This is a genomic window from Stenomitos frigidus ULC18, assembly GCF_003003795.1.
In the GTDB taxonomy this organism is placed as follows: domain Bacteria; phylum Cyanobacteriota; class Cyanobacteriia; order Leptolyngbyales; family Leptolyngbyaceae; genus Stenomitos; species Stenomitos frigidus_A.
The window spans coordinates 129,782-155,955 of the sequence record NZ_PVWK01000083.1; the positions used below are offsets into that span (position 1 = coordinate 129,782).

The following is a 26,174-nucleotide window of genomic DNA, read 5'->3' on the forward strand; positions in this document are numbered from 1 at the left end:
TTTTGTTTTCTTTCGCAATCGTAGCATTGATATTCATATACGGCTTTTAATGCGGGCGATCGCCCAAAAGGAGCTGTTTAGACTGTTAAAAAAATGGAAAAAGCGGCTGAGCAGGCATAGCAAGCCACACACTGAAAGCTATGGCTAAGGCGTGTTTTGAGCGTTGAGTGCCTTGCCAGAGGCAATCCTTAAGACATCAAACAACCAGATAAGACTGCAGTGCCCTTACTTCAGGTTTCAGGTTGTACAATAAGAGTGATTATGCAATTGCGAATCGCGCAGCTATAGCCGATAAAGCCTACTTTTAGGATCTCGCTATGATCGGGTTTTGCGTGTAGTGGCTTTCTACCCTGAGTTAACATTGCAGCGAAGCTCTGTAATGAAATGTATAGAAACGCTTTACCCCAGCTGATGTTGTCAACGATCGAACTGGGTCTTTAACAACATTAGTTAATACGATTCTCTTTGTTTTTGAGTCATCAAGATTGGGCTGAAACATTGCCACATTGATTCGCTACGACACGCCTCTATTCCTGCTATGTTGGCGGATAGGGCGGATAACCGTGTTGACCATACGAAAGTTTTGCCAGCCAACCAGATCGCAGCCAGTAAACGGTTCTTTGGGGTGCTGCTAGAAGTGAAATTGTTCGTTTTCACCAAGAGTTGCTACCGTCGTGATTCATCACTGCATCTCAGCTACCGCCTTCCCAATGCTCCATCACACTCAACGTTCCCCTTCAGCGCAGTCTGAATTCCTTTAACGCGCATGGCAATTTTACACGGTAGCTGGTTAATCCATTCTCAAGCGGATGCAGAAACGCAAGCACATCAAGCGGCGGGAACAGTTTCCAGCGATCGCTCTACACCCTTTCAAGGCTCTCTTTTTTTGTGGGGAGAAGTCTGGCGCAGAATTGAGCCAGAGATGTTGCATGCTGGACAGTCTGACGTAGTAGTGGAAAGGCATCCGTTTGCGATGCCCCCGCTTGAGCTACTGGCTTTTTTGCGATCGCGCCAGCAGTCCGGCAAACTTCGCCTTCCAACCTCACTTCTGGAGTCGGTAGCAGAACCACCTACTGAAACGACCGTGAACGCAAAACGTGGGCGCTCCAAGCAGGGGACGACGACAGTAGTCGAGGCGGCGGCACTATCCGGTCAATGGCAGACTCGGACACTAGCCATCCCGTCTCACGTCGCGGATGATGAATGGGAGCTACCAGCAGGCACGATTGTCCCACAACATTCTGCTGCCAACGACGATCGCGATTGTTTTCTGCATCCCTGGAACGTTGAAGGGCTTCACCTGAATGCGATAGAGGCCTTAGCGTTTCTGAACTCCTTACCCTTGGGCACCGTGGATGCTGACGACCCGTTGCTCGGTGGTGATTTGCGTTTCTGGTCTCATACTGCCCGCTGGAGTTTGGATCTATTAGCGCGATCGAAGTTTTTGCCGGGACTGGAGAGGGCAGAGGAGAGAGGGAAGCAAGGGGAGCAAGAAGAGAGAGGGGAGAGGAGTATTGGATGGGCGCGGTGGCAACCGTTGCTGGATAGTGCCGTTGATCAGGTGCGGTGGAAGCATTTTGTCGATCGGATGCCCCTGGCATGTCGGATGTCTGAGGAGGAGGGCAGGAAGGCAGAAGAGCAAGAGGAGCAAAACTCAAAACTCTCTAGCTTGTCGGCGCAGAGCGCTACTCAAAACTCAAAACTCAAAACTCAAAACTCCCCCCTCGCTCTCCCCCTCCCCCTCTCTCCCCAAACGCTCCTCCAAGCCTTCATCAGCAGCACGCTGGATGCTCAGATCAGGCTACTGGCGCAGCGTCATTTTGCGGCAGCGCCTGAGAAAGCCGCTTTGGGTGTTGTGAAGGTGGCGATCGCATCACCCGTGCGGGAGTGGCTACAGGCGTTGGGGCAAGCGACGGCAAGCGTTGACGCTGCGGGACTGGATTCTCTGGAAGCCGCACTCACCAACTGGACGGCTCCGTTACAGTACAACGGAGCGCAGCAGAATCTCTTTCGCACCTGTCTGTATCTGCATCCACCGCAAGCAAGTCAGAATCAGTGGTTGCTGGAATACTTTCTACAGTCAGCAGATGACGATGATTTTCTGGTGAGTGCACTCACGATTTGGGGCAATCCTGTCGAGCAGTTGCACTATCGGGGGCGGACGATCGATCGACCACAAGAAACCCTGTTGATGGGCTTGGGGCTTGCCTCTCGTCTCTATGCACCGATCGAGCCAAGTTTACAGGAAGCACGACCCCAGTTCTGTTCGCTCACGGCACTGCAGGCTTACGATTTTTTGAAAGTCACCGCATGGCGCTTGCAGGATAGTGGTTTGGGTGTAGTGCTGCCGCCTAGCCTCGCCAATCAGAGCGGCTGGGCGAATCGTCTGGGTCTGAAAATTCAAGCGCAGTCGGCAAAACTCAACAAAGGGCAGGTACGCTTGGGGCTCCAAAGCCTGCTCAACTTTCGTTGGGAACTGTCGATTGGGGGACAAAGCCTGTCCAAAGCGGAGTTCGATCGCCTCGTTGCCCTCAACGCACCCCTGGTCGAAATCAATGGCGAATGGGTCGAACTGCGTCCACAAGACATTCGCGCGGCCCAAACCTTTTTTGCCAGTCGCAAAGACCAGACGGCACTTTCGCTAGAAGATGCCTTGCGGATTAGCACGGGTGATACACAGACGATCGAGAAATTGCCCGTCGTCAGCTTCGAGGCATCGGGGCCCTTACAAGAATTGATCACCACTCTCAGCGGCAATCGGCAAATCGAAGCACTGCCCACGCCTAAAAACTTCCGGGGTACACTGCGTCCATACCAGTCACGCGGGGTCGGCTGGCTGGCCTTTCTGGAACAATGGGGTTTGGGTGCCTGCCTTGCCGACGACATGGGCTTGGGCAAAACCATTCAGCTCATCGCCTTTCTGCTGCACCTGAAAGAGCAGAAAACCTTGGAGTATCCAACATTACTGGTTTGCCCAACCTCCGTGCTGGGCAACTGGGAGCGTGAGGTGAAAAAGTTTGGGCCGACGTTGACCGCCTTTTTGTACCACGGCGATAAGCGACCGCAAGGGAAAGCCTTTGCCAAGGCAGTGCAGGGCAAGGATCTCGTGATTACCAGCTATGCGCTCATTCATCGCGATATCAAAAGTTTGCAGCCGATCGCGTGGCAAGGCGTGGTGCTAGACGAAGCGCAGAATGTCAAAAATCCGGACGCCAAGCAATCTCAAGCAGTGCGAGAGCTTGACGCTCAGTTTCGCATTGCGCTGACGGGCACGCCTGTCGAAAATCGCCTGTCCGAACTCTGGTCGATCCTGGATTTCCTGAATCCTGGCTACCTGGGACCCAAAAACTTCTTCCAGCGCCGCTTTGCTACCCCAATCGAGCGCTATGGTGATACGGCCTCCTTGGCAACCTTGCGATCGCTCGTCCAACCCTTCTTGCTGCGTCGCCTCAAGACCGATCGTGACATTATCCAGGACTTGCCCGAAAAGCAGGAAATGACGGTTTTCTGTGGGCTTTCCTCCGAGCAAGCCTCCCTCTACCAGCACACCGTCGAGCAATCGCTGAAAGACATCGAAGCCGCTGAAGGCATCCAGCGCAAGGGCATCATTCTCGCGCTGTTGGTCAAGCTGAAGCAAATCTGTAATCACCCAGCGCTTTTCTTGAAGGAAGACGGCGGGGAAGGAAAGGATAAAGGCTCAAGGATAAAGGATAAAAATAGTGACAATGATTTAGCCGTTAGCCTTTATACTTCAGCCTTCCTCACCCGCTCTGGCAAGCTTCAGCGTTTAGAGGAAATGCTCGAAGAAGTTGTGGCAGAAGGCGATCGTGCCCTCATCTTTACTCAATTTGCAGAGTGGGGAAAACTGCTGAAAGCGCATCTAGAACGGCAACTGGGACGCGAAACCCTCTTTCTCTATGGCAGCACATCGAAGAAACAACGGGAAGAAATGGTCGATCGCTTCCAGCACGACCCTCAAGGCCCACGTATCTTTATCCTGTCGCTCAAAGCCGGTGGTGTTGGCTTAAACCTGACTCGCGCCAATCACGTCTTCCACTTTGATCGCTGGTGGAATCCCGCAGTTGAAAACCAGGCAACCGATCGGGTCTTTCGCATTGGGCAAACTCGCAACGTGCAAGTCCACAAATTCGTTTGCAACGGCACGCTTGAAGAGAAAGTACACGAACTCATTGAAAGCAAAAAAGCGCTGGCTGAGAACGTCATTGGTACTGGCGAAAATTGGCTCACAGAGCTAGACACAAATAGCTTGAGAGACTTGCTGTTGCTCGATCGCAGCGCTATCATTGGCGAAGAATGACGGCTGTCACCAGAACCCTTTGACCTTGGTTGGATAGCTGGCAATTTGTGCTCTTTACATTTTCGTTCTTTGCATAAGAAAAGCTCGATCGTGCTGCCAGCCATATTGCGGTCTATGACCATTTCTCCTTGAGTCAATGACAAGGCAGTGTATTAAAAACACGTGAAGATCAGCGAAAACACTGGTAACGCACGCAGCAAATAATTAAACTTAATCCAATCATCAACCAAATAAACTGTCAATATAGACTGATTTAGAGCCTCGTTATCCCAAACAGTAGATTGTTGTAGGCAGTCCAACCCCTCGAAAGGTTACTATTAGGGGCTGCTCGATTCTATAAGGTTAAGTCCGACTGGGTGCAGTAAGCGAATGCCTCAGTGCCACCTACCAGGCGATCATCCAATGCGACTCATTGATTATTTCGAACGTCTATACATTATTCACTTACCTGAGCGCACCGATCGATACCAGGCTCTGAGTCGCGAACTCGCTGCCATTGGTGTTGATATCAAGGGGCCAAAGGTACATTTACCACCACCACCGCGTCCACTGGAGGCAAATGGCTTTCCGTCGATCGGTGTCTACAGTAACTTTATTAGGCACCTCGGAATTCTTAAAGAGTGCTTACAGGACGGGGTCGAGCGCGTTTGGATACTGGAGGATGATGCCATTTTTCGTCGTCGACTTCGACAAGAGGTCGAGCAGGACAAGCTGATCCAACGACTGGAAAAAAACGACTGGGATTTATGCTATCTGGGGCACGCGATCGAGCAGAAGGCTTTAAGCGCTTACCCAACCGGGCTTGTACCGTTCAATGGGGAATTTATCTGGGCGCACTGCTATTGTGTTCACGCTCGGGTGCTGCCTCAGCTAGTGCAATATTTTGAAGAAACGCTGCTCAACCCTCCGGGGCATCCTCGAGGTGGACGGCTCTACATTGATGGCGCGTTTACCCTTTTTCGCCGCCTTCACCCAGACGTGGTTTGTCTGGTAAGCAACCCTAATTTATCCAGCCAAAAGGGCTCACCCAGCAGTCTGGCGCATCGAAACTGGTACGATCGAATCGCTGCTACTAAACCTCTTGTGACAGCGAGTCGATTAATTCGTGATGAGCTATGGCGGTTAAATAGCTAAGGATCTCTCTAGCAAACAAAACACCCATAGGGGCACAAGGTGAACGGGTTAAAAGGCAAGACTCTGGCAAAACATGCCTGCACCCAATGGTAATTTTTTCTTGGACATCTCCTCAGTGAAACAGGGTCTAGAGGCACGCTGCGCGATCGCGTTGGCTGACGCTTGGATTGGTGGTGAGGTAATCGTGCAACCAGGTGCAGCCACGCGTCAGTAGATCATTGAGATTCAGGTTCCAGAGAATCACCGTACCGTCCTGGCTGGCCGAAGCAAGGGTCTTCCCATCAGGACTAAAGCTGACGCTCCTGACCCAATTGGTGTGATCACTAAACGTCTCTAGCTGCTGTCCGTCGAGGCTCCAAAGCCGAACAGTCTTGTCAGCACTGGCAGTCGCGATCGTTGAACCATCGGGGCTAAAGGTCAGTCCCATAATGAAACCACCATGACCTCTCAGCGTGTATAGCTGATCGCCACCCCGATTCCAAAGCTTCACAGTGCCATCGTCACTACCGGTTGCAAGTATTTGGCTATCGGGGCTAAAGCTAACTGAGCCAATGGGACCACTTTGCCCTTTCAGCGTCGTAATCAAGTCTCCACTTACGCTCCAAAGATTGGCAGTGGCATCGTCATTGCCAGAGATCAGGAAGCGACCATCGGGGCTTAAGGCAAGGCTCAGAATGGCTCCGTTATGACCTTGTAGCGTTTTGAGTAGCTGTCCCTTAAGGCTCCAGAGCTTAAGAGTGCCATCTTCGCTGGCAGAGGCGATCATTTGCCCGTCGGGACTGAAAGCCACGCTCCACACGGTTCCTTGATGACTTTTGAGTGTTTGTAGGATCTGTCCCTTGAGGTTCCAGAGTTTAACGGTGCGATCTTCGCTAGTAGAGGCGATCGTTTGCCCATCAGGACTAAACGCCACGCTGAGAACCCGTTTTTGGTGACCTTTAAGCGTCACTCGTTCTTGACCATTGCGGTTCCAGAGCTTCACCGTATTGTCGCTGCTGCCTGTGACTAGTGTTTGTCCATCGGGGCTAAAGCGAACACTGTTCACCATGTCGCGATGCCCACTCAGCATCACAAGTGGTTGTGATTCGACCGCCCAGAGTTTGACCGTGCGATCGCCACTGGCAGAGACCAGCGTTTTGCCATCGGGGCTGAAGTTGACGCTGTTGACCCAATTGCTATGTCCTCGCAGGGTTTTGATTGTTTCACCATTCAGATTCCAGAGCTTGATGGTGTTATCTGTGCTGGCCGAAGCTAGCAGCTGACCATCGGGGCTAAAGCTCAAACTTTTGACTGCGTCGGTATGTCCAGTGAGTGTCTGTAGTGCTTGTCCAAACGCTTGTGGCGCGGTTCGATCGACTGACCACAGTTTAATGGTCTGATCTTCACTAGCAGAGGCAAGGGTTTTACCATCCGGACTGAAGCGGACGCTGATGACCGAGTCGGTGTGCCCTGTCAGCGTTTTGAGCGGCTGTCCGCTGCTTGTCCAAAGTCGCACACTGAAATCGCCATTAGCTGTTGCGATCGTTTGCCCATCGGGGCTGAACTGAACGCTAGAGACAGCAAAATCCAACGCTCTGAAGGTTTTCACCGCCTTCCCGTTTAGACCCCACAGCTTGACGTTACCATCTTCATCAGACGAGGCAATGAGTTTACTGTCGGGGCTAAAACTCACGCTCAAGACTTTAGCAGTATGCCCTTTCAGCGTTCGCAGTAGCTGTCCTTCACGGCTCCACAGGTTGACCGTACGATCGTCACTGGCAGAGGCGATCGTTTTGCCATCGGGGCTAAAGCTGACGCTGTTGACGCGATCGCGATGACCAGTGAGTGTTGCCAAGTGTTGCCCCTCACGGCTCCAGAGTTTAACAGTTTTGTCAGCACTAGCGGAGACGATCCTTTGACCATCAGGGCTGAAACTGGCACTCATCACGTAGCCCAGATGTCCCTGTAGAGTGTTTCGCGCATTCATGCCATAAACGACGTGCCGCAACGCTGCAATGACCTGTAGCTGGGTAGCGGGTGTCAAAAACCAGCCAATGTGCTTGAGCTGCTGTCCGGCTTGTAAGCCTTGAACCAGGGCATCTAGCTCCAACCCCGAAGCCAGGAGGTGCTCCGCACCAGCACTTTGGGCGATCACTTCGACTTTGTTTTTTTGCTTGAAGGCAAAGCCTGCTAAACCCAAAGCGACCACGAAAAAAGCACTGACAACACCTGTTAAAAACTGCTGACGGATGACATCAGCCTTGTGTCGGTTGGTCTCAGCTTTGCGGCTGGTGTTGATAAAAGCGCCTTGCAGTTCGCTAGGCTGTGGCTTTTTCCCCGCTGCCTTTGTCAGCCATAGCTCTGCGTCTTCCAGGTCGCTACCGCGCAAGAGAAAGCTGTCGTCCCTGATTTTTTGATCCCATTCGATCGCCCGCATTTGTAAGCGAGTGTGGGCACGAACATACTCTAAATCAGTTTCTAGTGCCGTTGTTAGGATTTGGAGGGTGCGATCGGGGTCATCGCTTTCGCGAAAAAAAAGCCAGTTATGTGTTGCTAACGCAGGATGCACATCTGCCGCATCGAAGCCTTCACGCCGCACGATCGGTACCAACCGTTTATGGTTCGCAACCGCGTGCTCAAGCTCCTGACGGCAGACTTTTGATGCCACTGAATCTGGGCTCAGCACAAAGAGGAAACTATTGGCGGCTTCAATGCCTGTCTGGATCGCTGCCCACCAGTCTTCGGTCGGCTGGATGTCTTCCCAGTCAACCCAGGGATCGTAGCCGAACTGCCGCAGCGACGCATCTAATGTCTGAACAAAGTCCTTGTCTTTACGCGAGTAAGAAATAAAGATGCCGTTACTTTGTCGATCGCTGGCGCTGCCTTGAACTGTTGTTATGCCCGTACCAGCCATGCAGTCCTCTCAAATGCCAACCTACCACCACAGCACTAATGCTCCCCATTCTCAGTATGAGAGTTAATGTGCTCTCAACGTGACAAAAGAATGTGTTCGTAATGATGAGTCAGCAGCTGTCAGCGGTTGGCTTCCTAACAGCTATCTACTGACTACTAACTACCGACCACTAACCACTAACCATTCATCTACCGCCCAATCAGTGAGCGTGCCGCTTTTGGTGCCAACTCCAGGCATGAGACAGAATCGTTTGCAGATCGGCGTATTGGGGATTCCAGCCCAGAATGCTACGGGCACGATCGCCGCTACCAACCAGCGCTGGAGGATCACCAGGACGACGCTCGTGCTCGATCGCTGTAATCTCTCGTCCTGTAATCTGGCGTGCCGTATCAATCACTTCGCGAACCGAAAAGCCATTGCCGTTACCCAGGTTAAAGATGGTCGTATTGCCACCGTTGAGCAGGTAGGACAGACCCAAGACATGCGCCTGTGCTAAGTCCGTCACGTGGATGTAATCGCGAATGCAGGTGCCATCAGGCGTGGGATAGTCGGTACCGAAAATGGCGATCGAGTCGCGTAGCCCCAACGCCGTTTGTAAAACTAGTGGAATGAGATGCGTTTCGGGGTTATGGTCTTCTCCCAAGCGTCCTTCGGGATCGGCACCGGCTGCGTTGAAGTAGCGAAAGCAAACCGATTTAAAGTCATAGGCTTTGTCAAAATCGGTCAAGACTCGCTCCACCATCAGCTTCGTCGCCCCATAAGGATTGATCGGGTTCTGGGGGTGATCTTCAGGAATGGGAGTGGTCTTGGGGACACCGTATGTGGCACAGGTAGACGAAAACACAAAGTGCTTCACTGAGGCTGCCAACATGGCTTCCAGTAGCGTGAGGGTGCCAACAAAATTATTTTGGTAGTACTTTGCAGGGTCAGTGACGGATTCACCCACGTAAGCATAGGCGGCAAAATGCATGACAGCGCTGATGTTACGGGTCGCAAACAGGTTATCGAGTAGGGCACGATCGCTGGTATCGCCTTCAATCAATTCAACCTTGAGCACCGTTTCAGCAATGTCTCGATGCCCGTAGACCAGGTTATCGAGCACGATGACGTGATAACCCGCTTGCTGGAGTGCCAGGACGGCATGGGAACCGATGTAACCTGCGCCGCCTGTAACAAGGATGGTTGCTTGACTCTGTGACATGCTGAATCGCCCGCTGCTTGATGTTCATTTATTTCTGGACTCAGTCTAATCCAAGTTTTGTGAAGACCCAGTAAATTACGTGAGTCCTCAGCCGTCAGACTATGAGGTAGTGATTTAGTTTTTTCGCGTCCCTAAACGACAACCCACCGTCCACTCTTGTGGGACTCGTGCGCCAGATCCATTAAGCGCTGCGAGTAGAGCCCATCCTCCAACGAAGGCGCGATCGCCCGTCCTGCATCAATGCCCTGTACCCAGCGATCGACAATCCGCATAAACGGTGCAATCCGACCATCCTGAAACGTTTCAGCAAATTCCAACCGTTGGGGAATCTCTAACTCTGTTAAGGGTTCGCCCAACTGACTGCCCCAGAGTTTGAAGCCGTGGACGTAATCTTTCTGATTGTCGCTGCCGAGGACGAGCGTGCCGCGATCGCTATACACTTCTAGCCAGTGTCCACGTCCCTGATACGCTGCTGCACTCAAGCACATCTGGCAGGGCGTGCCATCTGCCAACTCCAGCAAAATTGTGCAGACATCATCCGCATCGACGGGTTTTAATTGACCGCTTTCGGGATCGGGACGGGCTGGTACAGAGACACTCAAACGAGCACAGAGTTGCTTCACAGGACCAAACAACCACGCAATATAATCGAAGGCGTGGGAGCCGATCGCGCCCAGCGCCCCACCACCCTGATCCTTCCGTGCGTACCAGTTCCACGGGCGAGAAGCATCCGCGCGACTGGAGACGAGCCAGTCCACTTTAAGCAAGCGTGGTTTGCCAACGTAGCCCTCTGCCAGCAGTTCTGCCAGTCGCAGCCATGCCGGAATACAGCGAAACTCAAAATTGAGGTTAGCGACCACTCCCTTTGCGATCGCTAGTTGCTGCAAGGTTGCTGCTTCTGTGGCTGTCAGCGTCGTTGGTTTCTCGAGCAGTAGATGTTTGCCCGCATTCAGCACGATCGCTGCCTGCTCGTAGTGCAGAAAGGGGGGCGTCGAGAGACTCACACCCTGAACATCAGGCAAGGCGACAACGGCCTCGATCGTCTCACACGCATGAGGAATCTGATAGTGCTGAGCGATCGCCTCCGCTTTGGCGCGATCGCGGTGATAGACCGCCACAATCTGCGTTCGAGGATGGGCCTGAAAGCCTGGAATATGTACCTTTTGCCCAAACCCTGTACCGACGATCGCCACTCCAAGAGTGGACTGAGTAGAAGAAAGCATGTGGAATGGAGATGTTGGTTGTTAGAAAGAGTCACTGGTCAGTGGTCAGTAGCTAGTAGTCAACTCAAAACTCAAAACTCAAAACTCAAAACTCAAAACTTCCCCCTTCACCTCTCCCCCTCCCTCTTTCTTCAACCCTACACCCAATTTCCGCTACTATTGCAGGTAGCACGAGAGGAACCGCGATGTCTCCAGAAGTGGCAATAGAAACTGACTTGTCGCCGGATATAAGCAAGCTGGCGATCGAGGACGATACCCCTGTGGACAATCTCATTTCTGAAAAACAGCAACGCTTTCTGACTGAACCACTCTATAGCAATGCTTCAGCACTGGGTGGGAGAACCTTCTTGTTGGCAGCCAATGTCGGTGTGTTTTATGCCGTGCGTCAGCCGCCACTCGTCCCCGATGTGTTTCTCAGCCTTGATGTTGAAGTACCTCAAGCTTGGCGCGAAAAGAAAAACCGCACTTATTTTGTTTGGGAATTTGGCAAGCCACCCGATGTCGTGATCGAAATTGTCTCCAACAAAGAAGGTAATGAGTTAGGCAGTAAGCTGCATGATTACGCCCGGATGGGTGTGGCATACTATATAGTCTTTGACCCACTCCAGCAGTTAGGGAATGAGCCGTTGCGATCGTTTGAGCAACGAGCAGGACGCTATCAGGAAATGTCCACGTTCTGGTTAGAGGCGATCAGCATCGGTTTAACGCTTTGGGATGGCACCTTTGAAGGCAAAGATGATCGCTGGTTACGCTGGTGCAATGCTGAGGGTGTGGCGATCCCCACAGGAGCCGAAAACGCGGAACAAGAACGCCAACGAGCGGAACAAGAACGCCAACGAGCGGAACAAGAACGCCAACGGGCGGAACAAGAACGCCAACGAGCGGAACAAGCCGAAGCGAAAGCAGCACAATTGGCAGAGCGACTGAGAGCAATGGGCATCGACCCCGACGCTTAGGTAAAAAATTTCATGGCTCGGACTCCAACGCTGTCGTACGATCGCGGTACACTCATCCTCCATCCACCGCCGCGCGGCAAAGATTGGCTGGACTTTGCGACCTGGGACGATCGCGTCGAGCGGTTTCGTGTGCCAGCGATGCAGTACCGTAACCTCGTGTTGGCATTACGAGCAGCGGGAACGGAACTAGATGATCGCGCCAAAGCCTTTTATGATGTTGAACTGATCCCAAAGCTGGAGATGGAACCCTACCCGCACCAGCAGGAGGCTCTAGAGGCATGGATCGAGGCCGGACGAATGGGGTTGGTGGTCTTACCGACCGCCGCTGGAAAAACGTATCTCGCCCAGATGGCGATGCAGGCAACCAAGCGTAGCACGCTCATCATGGTGCCGACGTTAGACCTGATGCATCAGTGGTATGCTCATCTTGTGGCCGCGTTTCCGGATGTCGAGGTTGGTTTGCTGGGCGGTGGCTCCAGAGACCGAACACCGATTCTTGTTTCAACGTATGACAGTGCAGCGATCAATGCTGAAACATTAGGAAATCAATATGCGCTGCTGATCTTTGATGAATGTCACCACTTACCCAGTGACTTTAATCGTGTGATTGCTGAGTATGCGATCGCGCCCTACCGCTTAGGACTCACTGCCACGCCCGATCGCACTGATGGTAGACACGCAGATTTAAACACGCTCATTGGGCCAGAAGTGTATCGCAAAAGTGCTGAAGAACTGGCGGGTACAACGCTTGCCAAACACAAAGCAGTACAGATTAAGGTGCGATTGTCGGAGAACGAGCGTGATCTCTATGATGAACTGATCCAGGTGCGGAATCAGTTTTTGCAAGAGGCCAAAATTTTTCTGGGTTCCGTTCAAGGCTGGCAGCGGTTTGTGCAGGCAAGCGCTGGTTCTAAAGCGGGACGACGAGCCATGCTGGCACACCGAGAAGCACGCGCGATCGCCTTTGGCACTGAAGGCAAGCTGCGTGTGCTGGCAGACCTGCTGGCGACTCACTATCCCGAACGCACCCTCATTTTCACGGATGATAATGCGACGGTCTATCGCATTTCTCAGGCGTTCCTGATTCCAGCCATTACCCATCAGACAGGCGTGAAGGAACGGCATGATATTTTGACGAGTTTCAAGGCAGGAGACTATCGCACTCTGGTTGCTTCACGGGTGCTGAACGAAGGTGTGGATGTGCCCGAAGCCAGTGTCGCGATCGTCCTTTCAGGTACTGGCTCTACCCGCGAGTATATTCAGCGCTTAGGACGAGTGCTGCGTAAGGGCAAAACCCCTGACAAGCTTGCCTTACTCTATGAGGTCGTTGCAGAAGACACCAATGAAGAAAATGTTGCCCGTCGGCGTCGAGGAGAGCCATCCCGAACACAGCCGCAGCAGCTAGAATTAGTGCCGTCCCCACCGCTCTATCCCGTCAAGCCTATAGTAGTACCCCATGCGGCTGAGCCGCTCTCAGAGTGGACTGCAATACCTGTGAACCCGCCGCTAACACCGTCTGATCATGAGTAAGTAAGCTTGCTGCATTCGCATTCATGCATAATGAGATTTCACCATTTTCTCCTCATCATGCTCAAGGTAACTCCATTCGGGTTCGTTCTGGCATAGCCCTTCTCGGTTAAGCTCTAGCGAATGACATGCTTCAGCAACGGTAATAAAGGATGCCGCTAGAATTTAAACTGCTGCTTAGTTTGACTTTCAGGTTTAGTGTCTTATCGCCCTTTGATCGTGACTCTACTAGTGCCTTGGTCGCCGTAGTTCCTAACCACACTCACCCCAAAATACTAGTTTTTGATGAAGCAGGATTTGAAATTTTTTGCAATAATAAGGTCACTTAGTTGGCGTAAATTTTATCACTCTATCTTTCAGGCGTAGAAATACGATGTCAATTCCGGGTAAAGCTTCTCAAAGGCTCGGCTATTACTTTTATCTTCACCAACCTATAGTCTTAATGTTCACAGACAATCACGCATTTTATAAGTGTCTTAATTAATACATCCTCCTATAGGGGGATGTATTTAATCCATAAGTCTCTCATTGATGAACAGCTATTTAATTGAAACAGTAGCGAAGCAAAGTATCGCTAGCGCTTGCAGAGAGACCCACTTCCTGGCTTCTGCCTTTTTACGTCAACCAAGTCATTGCTTCATGACCGTAGCGTCTTTTGGGTGGCGACTTTAAGGCAAGTTGTTAGAATTGGTTATTCATTCATTTATTTCCTACAAATCTTAGGTCTTTAGTTTCTATGACTTATGCAACGAGCCGTCTTTCTATTTTTGTGGACGGGAACAATATGTTTTATGCTCAGCAAAAAAACGGTTGGTTTTTTGATCCAAAACGAGTGTTAGAGTACTTTACCAATGACCCGGACGTCAGCTTGATTAATGCCTTTTGGTATACAGGGCTGAAAGATCCCCAGGATCAGAGGGGTTTTAGAGATGCCTTGATTAGTTTGGGCTATACGGTTAGAACCAAAATTCTCAAGGAGTACTATGACGACAACTCCGGTCGTTACTCGCAGAAAGCAAATCTGGATATTGAGATTGTGGTGGATATGTTCAACACAGTTGAGCAGTATAACCGGGTCATTCTTTTTAGCGGTGACGGGGATTTTGAGCGCGCGATCGAACTCTTGCGTTCCAAAAATACCCACATTACCGTTGTCTCTACGGAGGGCATGATTGCCCGTGAACTTCGAAACGTCACCGATCGCTACATCGACCTGAATGCCATTCGCAAAGAGATTGAGAAAGCAGACTACTGAAAGGAAAAGGATGCAGGCAATCGGCTCAAGGTCAAACTGAATCTCTAAGTTTGGGACGTTAAGTTTAAGGCTCTAAGCGTCAGGCGGTTCTCCACTCCCTCTAGCCTGTACCTCTAGAATGGTGATATTGTCGCTTGCATGACAGCAGGAATCTCTACTTATGGAAACTCAACCCAATCACGATCGCGTCATTATTTTCGACACCACCCTTCGGGATGGCGAACAGGCTCCTGGTGCGGCGCTTAACATCGACGAAAAACTGACGATCGCGCGCCAACTTGCACGACTGGGTGTGGATGTGATTGAGGCGGGGTTTCCGTACTCCAGCCCTGGTGATTTTGAGGCAGTGCAAAAAATTGCTGAGGTCGTAGGCGCTGAAGGTGGCCCCATCATCTGTGGCTTGGCGCGGACGACGCACAACGACATCAAAGCGGCGGCGGATGCATTGAAACCTGCTGCACGTTCGCGCATTCATACCTTCATTGCCACGTCAGACATTCACTTGCAGTACAAGCTGAAGAAGTCGCGGGCTGAAGTGCTGTCGATCGCAGGTGAAATGGTCGCTTATGCCAAGTCCTTCGTTAACGATGTGGAATTTTCACCGGAAGATGCGGGACGCTCTGATCCAGAATTCCTCTATCAAGTGTTGGAACGCGCGATCGCGGCAGGTGCCACCACGGTCAATATCCCCGACACGGTTGGCTATACCACTCCCGCTGAATTTGGTGCGTTGACTCGCGGCATCAAGGAGAATGTGCCCAACATCGATCGGGCAGTCATTTCCGTTCACGGTCACAACGACTTGGGGCTTGCCGTCGCCAACTTCCTGGAAGCGGTGAAAAACGGCGCACGACAGCTCGAGTGCACCATCAACGGCATTGGCGAACGGGCAGGAAACGCGGCGCTAGAAGAATTGGTGATGGGTCTGCACGTCCGGCGGCAGTACTTCAATCCGTTCCTGGGTCGTCCGGTCGATTCCGAAGCGCCACTCACTAATATTGATACGCGCCAGATTTATAAAACGTCGCGCTTAGTGTCGAACCTGACGGGAATGCTGGTGCAGCCAAACAAGGCGATCGTCGGTGCCAATGCCTTTGCCCATGAATCTGGCATTCACCAGGATGGTGTGCTGAAAAATCGGTTGACCTACGAAATCATGGATGCTCAATCTATTGGTCTCACCGACAACCAGATTGTGTTGGGCAAACTATCGGGACGCAACGCCTTCCGATCTCGCCTCAAAGAGTTGGGCTTTGACCTCGCTGATCAAGAACTCAACAAAGCCTTTGTTCGCTTCAAAGAACTGGCAGACAAGAAAAAAGACGTGACGGATTGGGATCTGGAGGCGATCGTCAATGACGAAATCCAGCAGGCTCCCGAACTGTTTCGCCTCGAACTGGTGCAGGTTTCCTGTGGCGATCGCGCCCACCCTACCGCCACGATCGCCATCCGCACACCCGATGGTCAGGAACTCACCGATGCCGCGACGGGTACGGGTCCTGTGGATGCAGTCTACAAAGCCATCAACCGCGTGGTGAATGTGCCCAACGAACTGATCGAGTTCTCGGTGCAATCCGTCACCGCTGGCATCGACGCGATCGGCGAAGTCACCATCCGCCTTCGTCAAGGCGATCGCATTTTCGCGGGTCATTCTGCCAACACTGACATCATCGTGGCCTCGGCTCAGGCATACGTTAACGCACTGAATCGACTCTATGCGTCCTTGCAGCGCTCAGAAGAATCGGCAGAGAAGGTCGCGCTTGAGTTAAAGCCCAGGGAAGCAGCGATCGCGCTTGAAAGCTAGACTATGGCAGAAGCTTGACATCGCAGAGAGTACAGAAACTGGGCTCTGTGATGTCACAATTGTGGTGCCAACGGTGAAAGAGTCAAGCACTAATCGATGATTGAAATTATTGAAGCCGATCTCGGTGTATCAGCTCATGCGGTTGCCCTAGTTCAATTAATGGACGAGTACGCGCTGGACCTCATGGGTGGTGGTGAAGGTCTGTCCAACTATGTTAGAGCTAATCTCGCAACAGAGCTTGCACAGAGAAAAACGGCTCATGCCATTCTCGCGCTTGTCGAGGCTGAACCTGCGGGGCTGCTTATCTGCTTTGAAGGGTTTTCGACGTTTGCGTGTAAGCCATTGCTCAATATCCACGATGTCATCGTTGCTGCCCCCCACCGTGGCAAAGGATTGTCCAAATTGCTGCTACAGAAAGCGGAAGCGATCGCGTTGGCTTTGGGCTGCTGCAAACTCACACTAGAGGTACTGGAAGGAAACCACATTGCTCAATCAGCCTACAGGTCTTTCGGCTTTAATGGCTATGAGCTGAGTCCCCAGATGGGCAAGGCCTTATTTTGGGAGAAGAAACTGAGCGGTGGATGGATCGAAAAGCCCAGGCAGTTGAGCGATAATTGCGGTTGAACAACCCCGTTGGAGTGCATGTGCCGAGTCTCTTCGTCAGTGTTTAAATTTTCTTATCGACGTTCCATTGGCATGATCTCTGTCGCAAGTAGACTATGATGCAAGACGAAATTCTCCAGAAAGAACAGCAGTTTCATGACCAGTGGGCGGCGGTCATCGATGTCGATGGTATTCGTGTGGCTGACTATTTTGAAGCCTGTACCGCACCCGAAAATCGCTTTATTTTGAAGCAGCTTGGCAATCTGAGCGGCAAACATTTGCTCGATTTGGGTTGTGGAGCGGGTGAAAATAGCGTTTATTTTGCGACGAAAGGGGCACGCTGTGTGGCGGCGGATTATTCGCCGGGAATGGTGGATGTCGCGCTCAAGCTAGCGGCTGCGAATCACGTTGAAGTGGAAGGGAGGGTCGTGAATGCGATGGCGATCGATTTCCCTGACAACACCTTTGATATCGTGTATGCCTCCAATCTGCTGCATCACATCCCCGATCCGCGCCTTGCGATTCAGGAGATGCATCGGATTCTAAAACCAGGCGGCAAAGCGTGTTTTTGGGACCCGCTCAGACATAATCCAGTGATCAACGTTTATCGTCGCATTGCCACTGAGGTACGGACAGAAGACGAGACGCCGCTGGAGATTGGCATTGTCAACTTTGTGCGATCGCGCTTCTCCCAAGTCCAGTACGATACCTTCTGGCTGGCAACTCTGTGGATTTTTCTGCGCTTCTACCTGATTGAGAAGGTGAATCCAAACAAGGAGCGCTACTGGAAGAAGATTATTCTGGAACACGAGCGGTTAAAACCAGACTATCAGCGCTTGGAAGCGCTCGATCGGGTGCTCAAACAACTGCCACTGATGAAACGGTTTGCCTGGAATCTTGCCGTTGTTGCTACTAAGTAGGACGTGATATGACGCAACAACGATCACGGTTCTGGCAAAGAGTCTGGATCTATAGTCTCCTGGTGGCGATCGCGATCGTGATGCTTATCCCCCTGGTTTGGCTTCTTAGCACCTCGCTCAAGTCACCTACGGAAGATATTTTTCAGTTCCCGCCGCAGCTTTTTCCCAGCCAGCCAACGTTCCAGAATTTTGTAACAGTATGGAACGCTAATCCGTTTGGGCGTTACCTGTTCAACAGTACGTTAGTGGCAGTGCTGACGGTTGGGCTGAACCTGCTGTTTTGTGCGCTGGCAGCCTACCCTCTGGCGCGGCTCAACTTTCGCGGACGGGAAGTCTTCTTCACGCTGATTGTCGCCACGATCATGATCCCGTTTCAGATTGTGATGATTCCGCTCTATGTGCTGGCAGTGCAGTTGGGGTTACGGAATAGCTACCTGGGCGTCATTTTCCCCGCGATCGCCTCTGCCTTTGGGATTTTTCTGCTGCGACAAGCCTTTCAAGGTGTGCCCAAAGAATTAGAAGAAGCGGGACGGATGGATGGCTGCTCAGAACTGGGGATCTGGTGGTACGTGATGATCCCCGCGATTCGTCCGGCACTGGTGACGCTGGCAATCTTCGTCTTCATTGGCTCCTGGAGCGATTTTCTGTGGCCGCTGATTGTGCTCGATCGCCCAGAATATTACACGCTCCCTTTGGGGGTGGCGACCTTAGCAGGCACGTTTTCGCTCGACTGGCGTTTGATTGCGGCGGGTTCTGTCATTTCGATCGCCCCCATTCTGCTGTTTTTCATTGCCATGCAGCACTACATCGTGCCCACCGAATCTGGCAGCGGTGTAAAAGGCTAATCACTAAACCTTGCTGGCTGAGCTTTGAATGCTCACTGGCTTTGATGGATAAGCAATGCGCTGATGATTCGATTGTTGCCAGACTTCGACAAAGACCGCAGCGATTTGGGACATCTCCTCGCGGGTGAGACCAGACTCAATTAACTGCTTGTCTTGCCAACGGGCACGCAGAATTTTATTGATCATCGACAGCGCTTCTTTAGGAGTGGCGTCTTTGAGCGATCGCAGTGCCGCCTCGCACGAATCTGCCAACATCACAATGCCTGTTTCTCGTGATTGAGGCGCAGGTCCGTCATATTGGAACTCTGCCTCTTTGATCGGCGGCATCGACTTGCCCTGAGCGAGTCCATCTTGTACTCGTTGCTGTGCCTGATGGTAGAAGTAGGCGATCATCATCGTGCCCTGATGCTCCGGAATAAATGACTGCACGGCCTTGGGTAAGCGGTACTTCCGTGCCATGACGATGCCCTCGGACACGTGCTTTTTGATAATTTCAGCGCTTTTCCAGGGATTGTCAATCAGGTCATGCTTGTTGGGGCCACCCATCTGATTCTCGATAAAGCCCAACGGATCGTGCATCTTGCCGATGTCATGGTAAAGCGTGCCCGCTCTTACAAGCTCGACATTACAGCCGAGCGATCGCGCGGCGGCTTCTGCCAGAGTGGCAACAAACAGCGTGTGTTGGAAGGTCCCAGGAGTCTTGGCGGCAAGTTGTTTGAGCAAGGGGCGATTGGGGTTTGCCAGTTCAACGAGACGAATGGTCGTCACCAGGTCAAACAGTTGCTCCAGGTAGGGGCTAATCCCGATCGCCACAATGCTCCAGGCAAGCCCAATCAGACCATGAATCACTGTTGAACCAAGGAGTGTATAGAGGCCTGCGCCTGAAACTACATTGAACAGCAAGTAGAGCACGCCTTGAACAACACCCACCCCCGCTCCCAACAGCGCCAGTTCTTCACGCGATCGCAGCCGTCCTGCCATGAAACCACAGAGAATGCCGCCCACTGTACTAGACAGCAGGTGGCTGACGGGCAACACAGTGCCAATCGGTAAGCAGAACGTTAACAAGACCGCGACTGCAACACCCAGCGGCGAGCCGTAAAAGCTACCCACTAGCAATCCAACGGCTGGCAGATTCGTTGAAGGAACATGCAGTGCTAACAGCACGGGTGTACTTAAGGTGAGTAGCACAATCAGCACGCGATCGCGGCAACGCATCCCCGGATGAAACCGACGCTCTAAGAGCCAGTAGACGCCAACAGCGCCACCTATTACGATCCCAAAGCCCATCAAGCCAACCCAGTCCACACCACGACGGCTCAGCTTAAAGTCATCCAGTAGCGCAAAGTCAGCCGTGGTAATCGTCTCGCCAGCATGCACAATGGCCTCACCTTGACGAATAGACACCATCTCCGGCTTGACATCCTGCGCCGCTCGCTCTGCCATTAGCCGCGTCTGAATTTCATCCCTTACCAGGTTCGGCTGGAGTGATGCCAGCAACATATTGGTCGCGATCGTCTCTGCTTCGGCTGGCACCCAATCCTTCACCTGCAGTTTGACGGCCTCATCGAGAATAGACTGTGGCAACCCCGTAGGAATACCTTGTGCCAGAATCCGGTCGGCAGCTTGAAGGGTACGTGTTTGCGTTTGCCGCCATTCTGGATCAGTCAGGTTGAGTAGTGACGCATTGTAAACGGGTTTTCCCACTGGATTTATTGTCTCTGGCGCGGGTGCTTGGGGCAGAGATTTGAACGCCACAACATACCGCGATCGCGCTCGAGTAATCGCCTCCACCAGGGTGCTGTAGCCAGTAGCATCAACCGTACGACGATACGATCGCAGTTCGGTAAACGCTTTTTGCTGGTTTGCGTCCAGACCGACCGTTTTGGGTTCACGTCTAGCCGCAGCTATTTCCAGACGGGTCGGTACTCGGTTTGCCGCCGTGGCAATCTGGTTCCAATCTTGTGCAGACGCTTGCCGCAAATACGTTTGCACAGGGAGAGACAAAATCGCCGTTTTAGCGAAGGGAAAGGAACCTGCCAGTTGTCTCAGTTCATTGCCCTGGTTTAAATGCTGCTGAATCGTTTGCTCAATCCGCTCGTTGATTAACGGATCGAGCATCAGCACAGAGGTTGCCTCTTTGCGAGCAACCTTGCGTTTTTCCTCTGTGGCTTTGGTATCTTCGACAGTAGTGGCGGCGGGGGCAAAGATGGTTTGAGGCGCGGCCTTACCAACATCCAATTTGGGCGCATTGTAAAAGCGATGACCGATGACGCTGGTCAGTGAGGCAACCGTGACAGCCACCAGCAAATAAGAGCGAGAGGCACTGCCTGGAGACATTTTTAGCTTGGACACGGTTTGTCCATTCGGTTGCCCAGAAGAGCCGTTTGAACTCACTGTTAACGGTTGAGATGATCGCGTTGAAGGCAGAAGCTTGCGCAAACTTGGGTGACTGCTTGACATCTGATGCAACCGTGTCTTCCAATGTGTCCAAAGTTGCTTACTGCCCTGTAGGCTCGGTACACCCAGCGGTTGCGTCAGGCGATGAAGCAACTTCATAATGGCACCTGGTCGCCCTGTCGGCGGCAGCGACTGTAGATAGGACAGCGTGACTGAGAGAGAACGATTGCCATAACCCTTCCATTATAGAAAGCCGTTTTACCTTGAAGTAAAGCCGTATCACCACATATAGCTCTGTTAGACGCTCGATCAAGTTAGACGCATAATCAAGGTCTTACCGGGGACGAATCACCCCAGGAGCGGCGATCGCAAATCGGTTTGTTGCAGTTGCCGTATCGTAAACACCTGACCAGACAGCAAACAGATGAGCCACTAATTGATTCATCTCCTGATCCGACAGCCCCCACAGCAACGGCATTGGGCTGCCCGCACTCCATGCCAACGGCAACCCGTTGAGACTGTTGTAGGCACCGCTTAGAGCACCCGTCAAGGCACATACAACGGGCGCAATGACACCGCTACGCGCTGCTCGCAGCAGTGACAACGTTAGATCGTTGGGTGTACTGAGAAAACAGTAGAATGCCAGCGCAATCGCCCTGCTGTCCAAGTGAGTGGCCCGAGCCCGTAGCTGCTCGATCGCCATATGAAGCCCAGCACCCTGTTGGAGGAGGGTTTGAGCCTGCTCCAATGTGTGCATCAAATCTAGCAGGAGAGCCGTTGGATTGGCAGTACTCTGTTTCAGGTAGGCCACAGTTTGGGGCACTAATGCCAGGCGATCGAGGCGGTCTTGAAGCAACTGGGCGATCGCATAGCTGAATGCCAGCGCCCCAGCTTCAGTGCCAGGAGGACAGCGCCAAAGGTTGGCCGTTTGAACCAGTCGCTGCTGTTGGCTAGGTTCGTTGTCGTGAAAAAATAAGGTAACAGGAAGCATCGCCAGTGCGCTTTCAGCAGCGATGAAGGCGATAGGTGAGTGTGGTCGATCCAGCACAGCACTCATTGCCATTCTGTCAGCCGCAAGGCGAACACCGATCGCTGCCATTTCAAGTTCGTTCCAACGCCCCGCTTGAACAAGCACACGAGCACAACTGATGGCGGCATTGCCCCAAGGAGTTGAAGGCGTAGAGGACGCGCTGCCTCCAGGCATGATCCCAGGGTGCCAAGCGGCAAGATTAACTGGAGCCAGCGGCGACGCCTCTTGATTGGAGGCACTAACACCCTCTGGTTTCAAAGGTTGCCTTAACCGACTGTAAGCCCCCAGCGCATCCCCCAGCGCCGCTGCCAGCAATGTTCCCTGAAAACGGCTCAATAGCGAATAGCGCATCGATCGTCGATCGCTCCTGTTACGTCTTGCTTAAAGTGGACATCCTTGCGAGAACCATCCTGCACTGGGCGATCGTCGCAATGCGTGTGATCATCACAACAAAACGGACATTACAACAGGATCAAACCTCATGGCGCTTACCCGTTTGATGTCCTACTTCGTTTCGATCGGCCTCGCGCATTCTTTTAGAGACTCAGCCTCACTTATTGAAGCTGAGATTTAAGAAACTCTCTAGTTGCATTCGATCCTGACTCACCTATAGTAGCTCTAGGGTAAAGTCACTGGAACGAAACCGCTCCAATGAGCGTCTTTCCTCTACCCAAGATCGGCTGATCAAACACTACTTTCACCGACTAGCATCCTTAAACATCTTTCCATTCTTTACAGAAGGATTCCAGCAATGGGCAATACGCGGGCAACTTCATCTAAGCTTCAAACGTTGACTTTTGGGCTGCTTCGCCGCACAGCCTTAAGTTTACTGGCAGTGAGCTTAGGCTATACCGCACTCGTTCACGTAACGACAGCCAGTGCTTTCAGCCAAGTCACTGGTGCCGCAACCACCGACACTACTGGAACCGCCCCTACTAGTGACCTGATCCGTCCAACGTTGAAACCTGGCAGTCGAGGAGCAGAGGTGACTGAACTGCAAGCCGCTCTCAAGCTGTTGGGATACTACGGTGGTACCGTTGATGGGTTCTATGGTCAGAGCACCGTTTCGGCTGTTTCCCAGTTTCAGCAAGCGGCTGGTTTGGGTGCCGATGGCATTACGGGACCCGCCACGTGGAATCGTCTTTTTCCAGCAGCAGCAGAAATCCCAAGTACATTACCCACAGCGACGGCTACAGTTCCTAATCCAGCCGTCAACACCGTGGCACCAGCCGTGAGTGGCTCAGCATCATTCCCGGTGCCAGCGGGAGCCAGTCCAACGCCTTCCAGCAGTAAACCGACCAGCAGTTCACGCCCCGCCGCGAAGCCGGCTCCTGTCAAAGTGTCTCCAACACCAACCAAACCAGCAGCTGAAGCCCGTCCAGTCACAGCGAATACACCCACCACTGCATCCGTAACCTTGCCGACCTTAAAGCAAGGGATGAAAGGATCAGCTGTGCTGGCACTCCAAGAGCGGCTACGATCGCTCGGTCTCTTCAAAGGCACAGGTGATGGTGTGTTTGGTGCCGAAACGTTGACCGCTGTGAAAGCCGCCCAACGCCGCTTCAAGCTTGAGCCGGATGGAGTGGTTGGTGCAGCGACCTGGAGTGCGCTACTCCGATAGTACCGAGATTGCAGTTGAAAGATGGCCTGAGATTCAGTAGATTTCGCGTAGCTACAAGGTCTGTTCTGTCCATAGACTGAGTAAGCGATCGCACCCCGCCCGTTGTTGCACGGGTGACTTTGGCAACCGTCAGCAAATCTGCCAATTGAGCGCAGCTGTTGCACGGTTTTGACATCCGCTGTCAGGCAACTGTTGGCAGCTAACGGTGAGTACTGGCACTGAGCAACGGTCTGGCAGTCTTGAAGTCTTGAAGCATTTATGGCTAAGCGACAGCGATCGGCACTAGCAAAGCAAAGCCTCACTCAAGAGCTAGAGTCTGAAAAGCAACTCTCTGAAGAGGCTAACACAGCCAAAAGTGAGTTTCTTGCCAACATGAGCCATGAATTACGAACCCCTCTGACGGGCATTTTGGGCTTTTCTAGCTTGCTGCTCAAGCAAATCTTTGGGCCTCTGAACACAAAACAGCAACAGTACGTCGAGAATACTGCGGCTTGTGGCGAACACTTAGGGACGGTGACGCTGACGGTTGAAAAGACTGACGGCAGAAGGCTAAAGGATAAAAACACCTTTTTCATCTGCTTTCATGTTGCTGATACAGGGATTGGTATTGCACAACAGGATATCCCCATACTGTTTCAGCCCTTTCAACAGCTTGATAGCGGGCTCGATAAAAAATACCAGGGCATTGGTATAGGGCTGGCACTTGCCCGTAAATTGGCTCAACAGCACGGTGGCGACTTGACTGTGACGTCCGAGCCTGGGCGTGGTAGGTGCTTTAGCCTGAGTTTGCCACTGGAAGACGGTGTTTCATAGCAGGCATTGGAAAATAGCTGACAACGGTTTTAGGAGCATGGATTAAATAAAAGCGGTAAATTGTCTGCCGGTAGGGGCGTTTCGCGAAGCGCCCCTACGATCGTTAATCGCCCTGAAGCCAGTTTAGATTGGCATTATTTCTGAGTGGCTAGTTTGCAGTACAGTCGCTTTCTCTGCTTGCCACAAAACCTTGCCCTGGTAAACCGTTGCCAACACATCTTCTGGCGTCACCCGCGTCACGATCGAGGCTGGGATGTGTTGACTCGATCGCAGATGGGGCTGATGAAAATTCAGCACAGTATAATCAGCCGGCAAGCCAGTAGCCAAATAGCCATAGGTATCGCCCCCCAACACAGGACGAATATTGCTAGTCACCATTTTGAGTATGGCCTGTGGCGCGGGTTCTTTGGCATTCCCAAACTGACTCTTTGCCACCTTGTAGGTAAAATCTAACTCGGCCAATAAGTTAGGGCTGTTGAGCAAGCCGTTATCCGTCCCTAAAAGCAGATTGGCGTTGCTTTGCAGCAATGGTGCAATGGGAGGCAGCGGTAAACCAAGATTGGCATTTGCCCGTGGGTTAAGGACAACATTCACCTGCTGCTGTGAAAGTAAGGCAATGTCGTCTGCGTTGGCGACGGTTGCATGGATCACCAGGTGCGGCTGATAGAGCTCTAACGCTCGTTCGAGGTCGCCGCGGCCTGTTAGCGCCAGACTCACGTCCCGATAGCCCTCGTTCTCTAAGCAGTGGATGGCACGCAACTGCTGCTGCTGGGCGGTGAGCTGATAAATTTCGAGCCATGCTGCATCGGTCAGATCGTTCATGGTGCTTTCGGAAAACCCGTCTGCGATCGCCAAGACAGCTTTCAGTTCCGCGATCGCCTCCTTGGTCAGCCCCACCTGGTTTTGCTGTAGCTCAGCGGCTGTAAACGGCAGTTGGTTGAATTGCCCCAAAATGATCGATCGCACTCCCGTTGCCTCAGAGGCACGCCGAAGCAATTGCGAGCCGTACACGCCTTGTTCCCGAAAATCAAGATGCCCGATCGTGCCCGTACGAGCCATGTAGTGCAGATGGTTTGTCATCTGCCTGAGATGGTCTGCCTCTGGCTGTTGAGCCAAGCGACGATACTTGTAGCCATCGGGCCGAAAGAAGCCCTGCTCCAGGGTCATCCCCGTCGCGCCGTCAGGAGCAATCGCATCTCCTAGATGGGTATGGCTGTTGTACATCCCCGGCAGAATGACCAGGGCGCCCTGGTCGATCGTCTGACAGGGCGCACCGAGCACAATGGCTGCGATCGTGTCACCTTTGACCGTAAAGCGGTGACAGTGATGCGGTTCTAAGTCAGGACCGTGCAAAATAATACAGTTGGTCAGTTCTAACATAGAGCCGTTTTTGGTGAGGACTGGCTAAAAAACAACGGCAAAGTTTGGATTAGCGTTCAGCGTTTAGCGTTCAGCATTTAGGAACAAGCATTTAATCACTCCGGCATTTCCCGTAGGGGCGCACGCCCGTGCGCCCCTAACTGCAAAGAATTTGTCGATTTTATTTCATCCACGATCCTTAGAGAAAAGCTGATGGCTGACGGCTGATAGCTTAAACCCATGACGTTATTTCTTGACAGCGCCTAAGGCCG

The 26,174-nt window shown here is 52.3% G+C and carries 17 protein-coding genes; 11 read left to right on the forward strand and 6 right to left on the reverse strand.

Features of this window, described 5'->3' with window-relative positions; translation table 11 throughout:
• Positions 1–766 precede the first annotated feature (766 nt).
• Complete coding sequence (locus C7B82_RS14765) at positions 767–4,318, forward strand: DEAD/DEAH box helicase (RefSeq protein WP_106257042.1); 3,552 nt, start codon at positions 767–769, stop codon at positions 4,316–4,318.
• Positions 4,319–4,687: 369 nt separating this feature from the next.
• The gene (locus C7B82_RS14770; protein WP_146141160.1) at positions 4,688–5,452 is read left to right on the forward strand and encodes a glycosyltransferase family 25 protein; all 765 of its coding nucleotides are present in this window, start codon (positions 4,688–4,690) and stop codon (positions 5,450–5,452) included.
• A gap of 127 nt (positions 5,453–5,579) precedes the next feature.
• Here C7B82_RS14770 and C7B82_RS14775 read toward each other — a convergent pair whose 3' ends face one another.
• The 3 genes from C7B82_RS14775 to C7B82_RS14785 form a co-directional block, all read right to left on the reverse strand.
• A complete protein-coding gene (locus C7B82_RS14775; RefSeq protein WP_106257044.1) occupies positions 5,580–8,345 on the reverse strand; it encodes a WD40 domain-containing protein in 2,766 nt (921 codons plus the stop codon).
• 199 nt (positions 8,346–8,544) lie between these two features.
• Positions 8,545–9,546, reverse strand: coding sequence for a UDP-glucose 4-epimerase GalE (gene galE / locus C7B82_RS14780; protein WP_106257045.1), 1,002 nt, complete (start codon positions 9,544–9,546; stop codon positions 8,545–8,547).
• 131 nt (positions 9,547–9,677) lie between these two features.
• On the reverse strand, positions 9,678–10,769 hold the full coding sequence (locus C7B82_RS14785) for a Gfo/Idh/MocA family protein (protein ID WP_106257046.1): 1,092 nt from the start codon (positions 10,767–10,769) through the stop codon (positions 9,678–9,680).
• Between the two features lie 185 nt (positions 10,770–10,954).
• Here C7B82_RS14785 and C7B82_RS14790 point away from each other — a divergent pair, with 185 nt between their 5' ends.
• From C7B82_RS14790 to C7B82_RS14820, 7 genes are all read left to right on the forward strand, one after another.
• A complete protein-coding gene (locus tag C7B82_RS14790; protein ID WP_106257047.1) occupies positions 10,955–11,725 on the forward strand; it encodes a Uma2 family endonuclease in 771 nt (256 codons plus the stop codon).
• Between the two features lie 12 nt (positions 11,726–11,737).
• The gene (locus tag C7B82_RS14795) at positions 11,738–13,255 is read left to right on the forward strand and encodes a DEAD/DEAH box helicase (RefSeq protein ID WP_106257048.1); all 1,518 of its coding nucleotides are present in this window, start codon (positions 11,738–11,740) and stop codon (positions 13,253–13,255) included.
• Positions 13,256–13,988: 733 nt separating this feature from the next.
• Positions 13,989–14,507: a low amplitude/bright protein LabA gene (labA, locus tag C7B82_RS14800; RefSeq protein ID WP_106257049.1), complete on the forward strand. Its 519-nt coding sequence runs from the start codon at positions 13,989–13,991 to the stop codon at positions 14,505–14,507.
• A gap of 160 nt (positions 14,508–14,667) precedes the next feature.
• Entirely contained in the window at positions 14,668–16,311 is a 1,644-nt protein-coding gene (locus C7B82_RS14805) for a 2-isopropylmalate synthase (protein ID WP_106257050.1), read from the forward strand.
• Positions 16,312–16,407: 96 nt separating this feature from the next.
• A complete protein-coding gene (locus C7B82_RS14810; RefSeq protein ID WP_106257051.1) occupies positions 16,408–16,935 on the forward strand; it encodes a GNAT family N-acetyltransferase in 528 nt (175 codons plus the stop codon).
• A gap of 98 nt (positions 16,936–17,033) precedes the next feature.
• Positions 17,034–17,834, forward strand: a complete 801-nt coding sequence (locus C7B82_RS14815) for a class I SAM-dependent methyltransferase (RefSeq protein ID WP_106257052.1) — start codon at positions 17,034–17,036, stop codon at positions 17,832–17,834.
• A gap of 8 nt (positions 17,835–17,842) precedes the next feature.
• On the forward strand, positions 17,843–18,679 hold the full coding sequence (locus C7B82_RS14820; protein WP_106257053.1) for a carbohydrate ABC transporter permease: 837 nt from the start codon (positions 17,843–17,845) through the stop codon (positions 18,677–18,679).
• A 3-nt stretch (positions 18,680–18,682) separates the two neighbouring features.
• On the opposite strand, the gene C7B82_RS14825 is transcribed toward C7B82_RS14820, so the two are convergent.
• Complete coding sequence (locus C7B82_RS14825; RefSeq protein WP_245939903.1) at positions 18,683–21,238, reverse strand: HD family phosphohydrolase; 2,556 nt, start codon at positions 21,236–21,238, stop codon at positions 18,683–18,685.
• 175 nt (positions 21,239–21,413) lie between these two features.
• Positions 21,414–22,460: an ADP-ribosylglycohydrolase family protein gene (locus C7B82_RS14830; RefSeq protein ID WP_106257054.1), complete on the reverse strand. Its 1,047-nt coding sequence runs from the start codon at positions 22,458–22,460 to the stop codon at positions 21,414–21,416.
• A gap of 400 nt (positions 22,461–22,860) precedes the next feature.
• Here C7B82_RS14830 and C7B82_RS14835 point away from each other — a divergent pair, with 400 nt between their 5' ends.
• Together C7B82_RS14835 and C7B82_RS14840 are read left to right on the forward strand one after the other, a co-directional pair.
• Complete coding sequence (locus tag C7B82_RS14835) at positions 22,861–23,730, forward strand: peptidoglycan-binding domain-containing protein (protein WP_106257055.1); 870 nt, start codon at positions 22,861–22,863, stop codon at positions 23,728–23,730.
• Positions 23,731–23,988: 258 nt separating this feature from the next.
• Positions 23,989–24,543, forward strand: coding sequence for a sensor histidine kinase (locus tag C7B82_RS14840; protein ID WP_106257056.1), 555 nt, complete (start codon positions 23,989–23,991; stop codon positions 24,541–24,543).
• Between the two features lie 123 nt (positions 24,544–24,666).
• On the opposite strand, the gene C7B82_RS14845 is transcribed toward C7B82_RS14840, so the two are convergent.
• The gene (locus C7B82_RS14845) at positions 24,667–25,923 is read right to left on the reverse strand and encodes an amidohydrolase family protein (RefSeq protein ID WP_106257057.1); all 1,257 of its coding nucleotides are present in this window, start codon (positions 25,921–25,923) and stop codon (positions 24,667–24,669) included.
• Positions 25,924–26,174: the final 251 nt, after the last annotated feature.

Bases quoted from the DNA above. Each gene is read 5' to 3' on its own strand.
- C7B82_RS14765 (WP_106257042.1), top strand. From the start codon at position 767: ATGGCAATTTTACACGGTAGCTGGTTAATCCATTCTCAAGCGGATGCA.
- C7B82_RS14770 (WP_146141160.1), top strand. From the start codon at position 4,688: ATGCCTCAGTGCCACCTACCAGGCGATCATCCAATGCGACTCATTGAT.
- C7B82_RS14775 (WP_106257044.1), bottom strand. From the start codon at position 8,345: ATGGCTGGTACGGGCATAACAACAGTTCAAGGCAGCGCCAGCGATCGA.
- galE (WP_106257045.1), bottom strand. From the start codon at position 9,546: ATGTCACAGAGTCAAGCAACCATCCTTGTTACAGGCGGCGCAGGTTAC.
- C7B82_RS14785 (WP_106257046.1), bottom strand. From the start codon at position 10,769: ATGCTTTCTTCTACTCAGTCCACTCTTGGAGTGGCGATCGTCGGTACA.
- C7B82_RS14790 (WP_106257047.1), top strand. From the start codon at position 10,955: ATGTCTCCAGAAGTGGCAATAGAAACTGACTTGTCGCCGGATATAAGC.
- C7B82_RS14795 (WP_106257048.1), top strand. From the start codon at position 11,738: ATGGCTCGGACTCCAACGCTGTCGTACGATCGCGGTACACTCATCCTC.
- labA (WP_106257049.1), top strand. From the start codon at position 13,989: ATGACTTATGCAACGAGCCGTCTTTCTATTTTTGTGGACGGGAACAAT.
- C7B82_RS14805 (WP_106257050.1), top strand. From the start codon at position 14,668: ATGGAAACTCAACCCAATCACGATCGCGTCATTATTTTCGACACCACC.
- C7B82_RS14810 (WP_106257051.1), top strand. From the start codon at position 16,408: ATGATTGAAATTATTGAAGCCGATCTCGGTGTATCAGCTCATGCGGTT.
- C7B82_RS14815 (WP_106257052.1), top strand. From the start codon at position 17,034: ATGCAAGACGAAATTCTCCAGAAAGAACAGCAGTTTCATGACCAGTGG.
- C7B82_RS14820 (WP_106257053.1), top strand. From the start codon at position 17,843: ATGACGCAACAACGATCACGGTTCTGGCAAAGAGTCTGGATCTATAGT.
- C7B82_RS14825 (WP_245939903.1), bottom strand. From the start codon at position 21,238: ATGAAGTTGCTTCATCGCCTGACGCAACCGCTGGGTGTACCGAGCCTA.
- C7B82_RS14830 (WP_106257054.1), bottom strand. From the start codon at position 22,460: ATGCGCTATTCGCTATTGAGCCGTTTTCAGGGAACATTGCTGGCAGCG.
- C7B82_RS14835 (WP_106257055.1), top strand. From the start codon at position 22,861: ATGGGCAATACGCGGGCAACTTCATCTAAGCTTCAAACGTTGACTTTT.
- C7B82_RS14840 (WP_106257056.1), top strand. From the start codon at position 23,989: ATGGCTAAGCGACAGCGATCGGCACTAGCAAAGCAAAGCCTCACTCAA.
- C7B82_RS14845 (WP_106257057.1), bottom strand. From the start codon at position 25,923: ATGTTAGAACTGACCAACTGTATTATTTTGCACGGTCCTGACTTAGAA.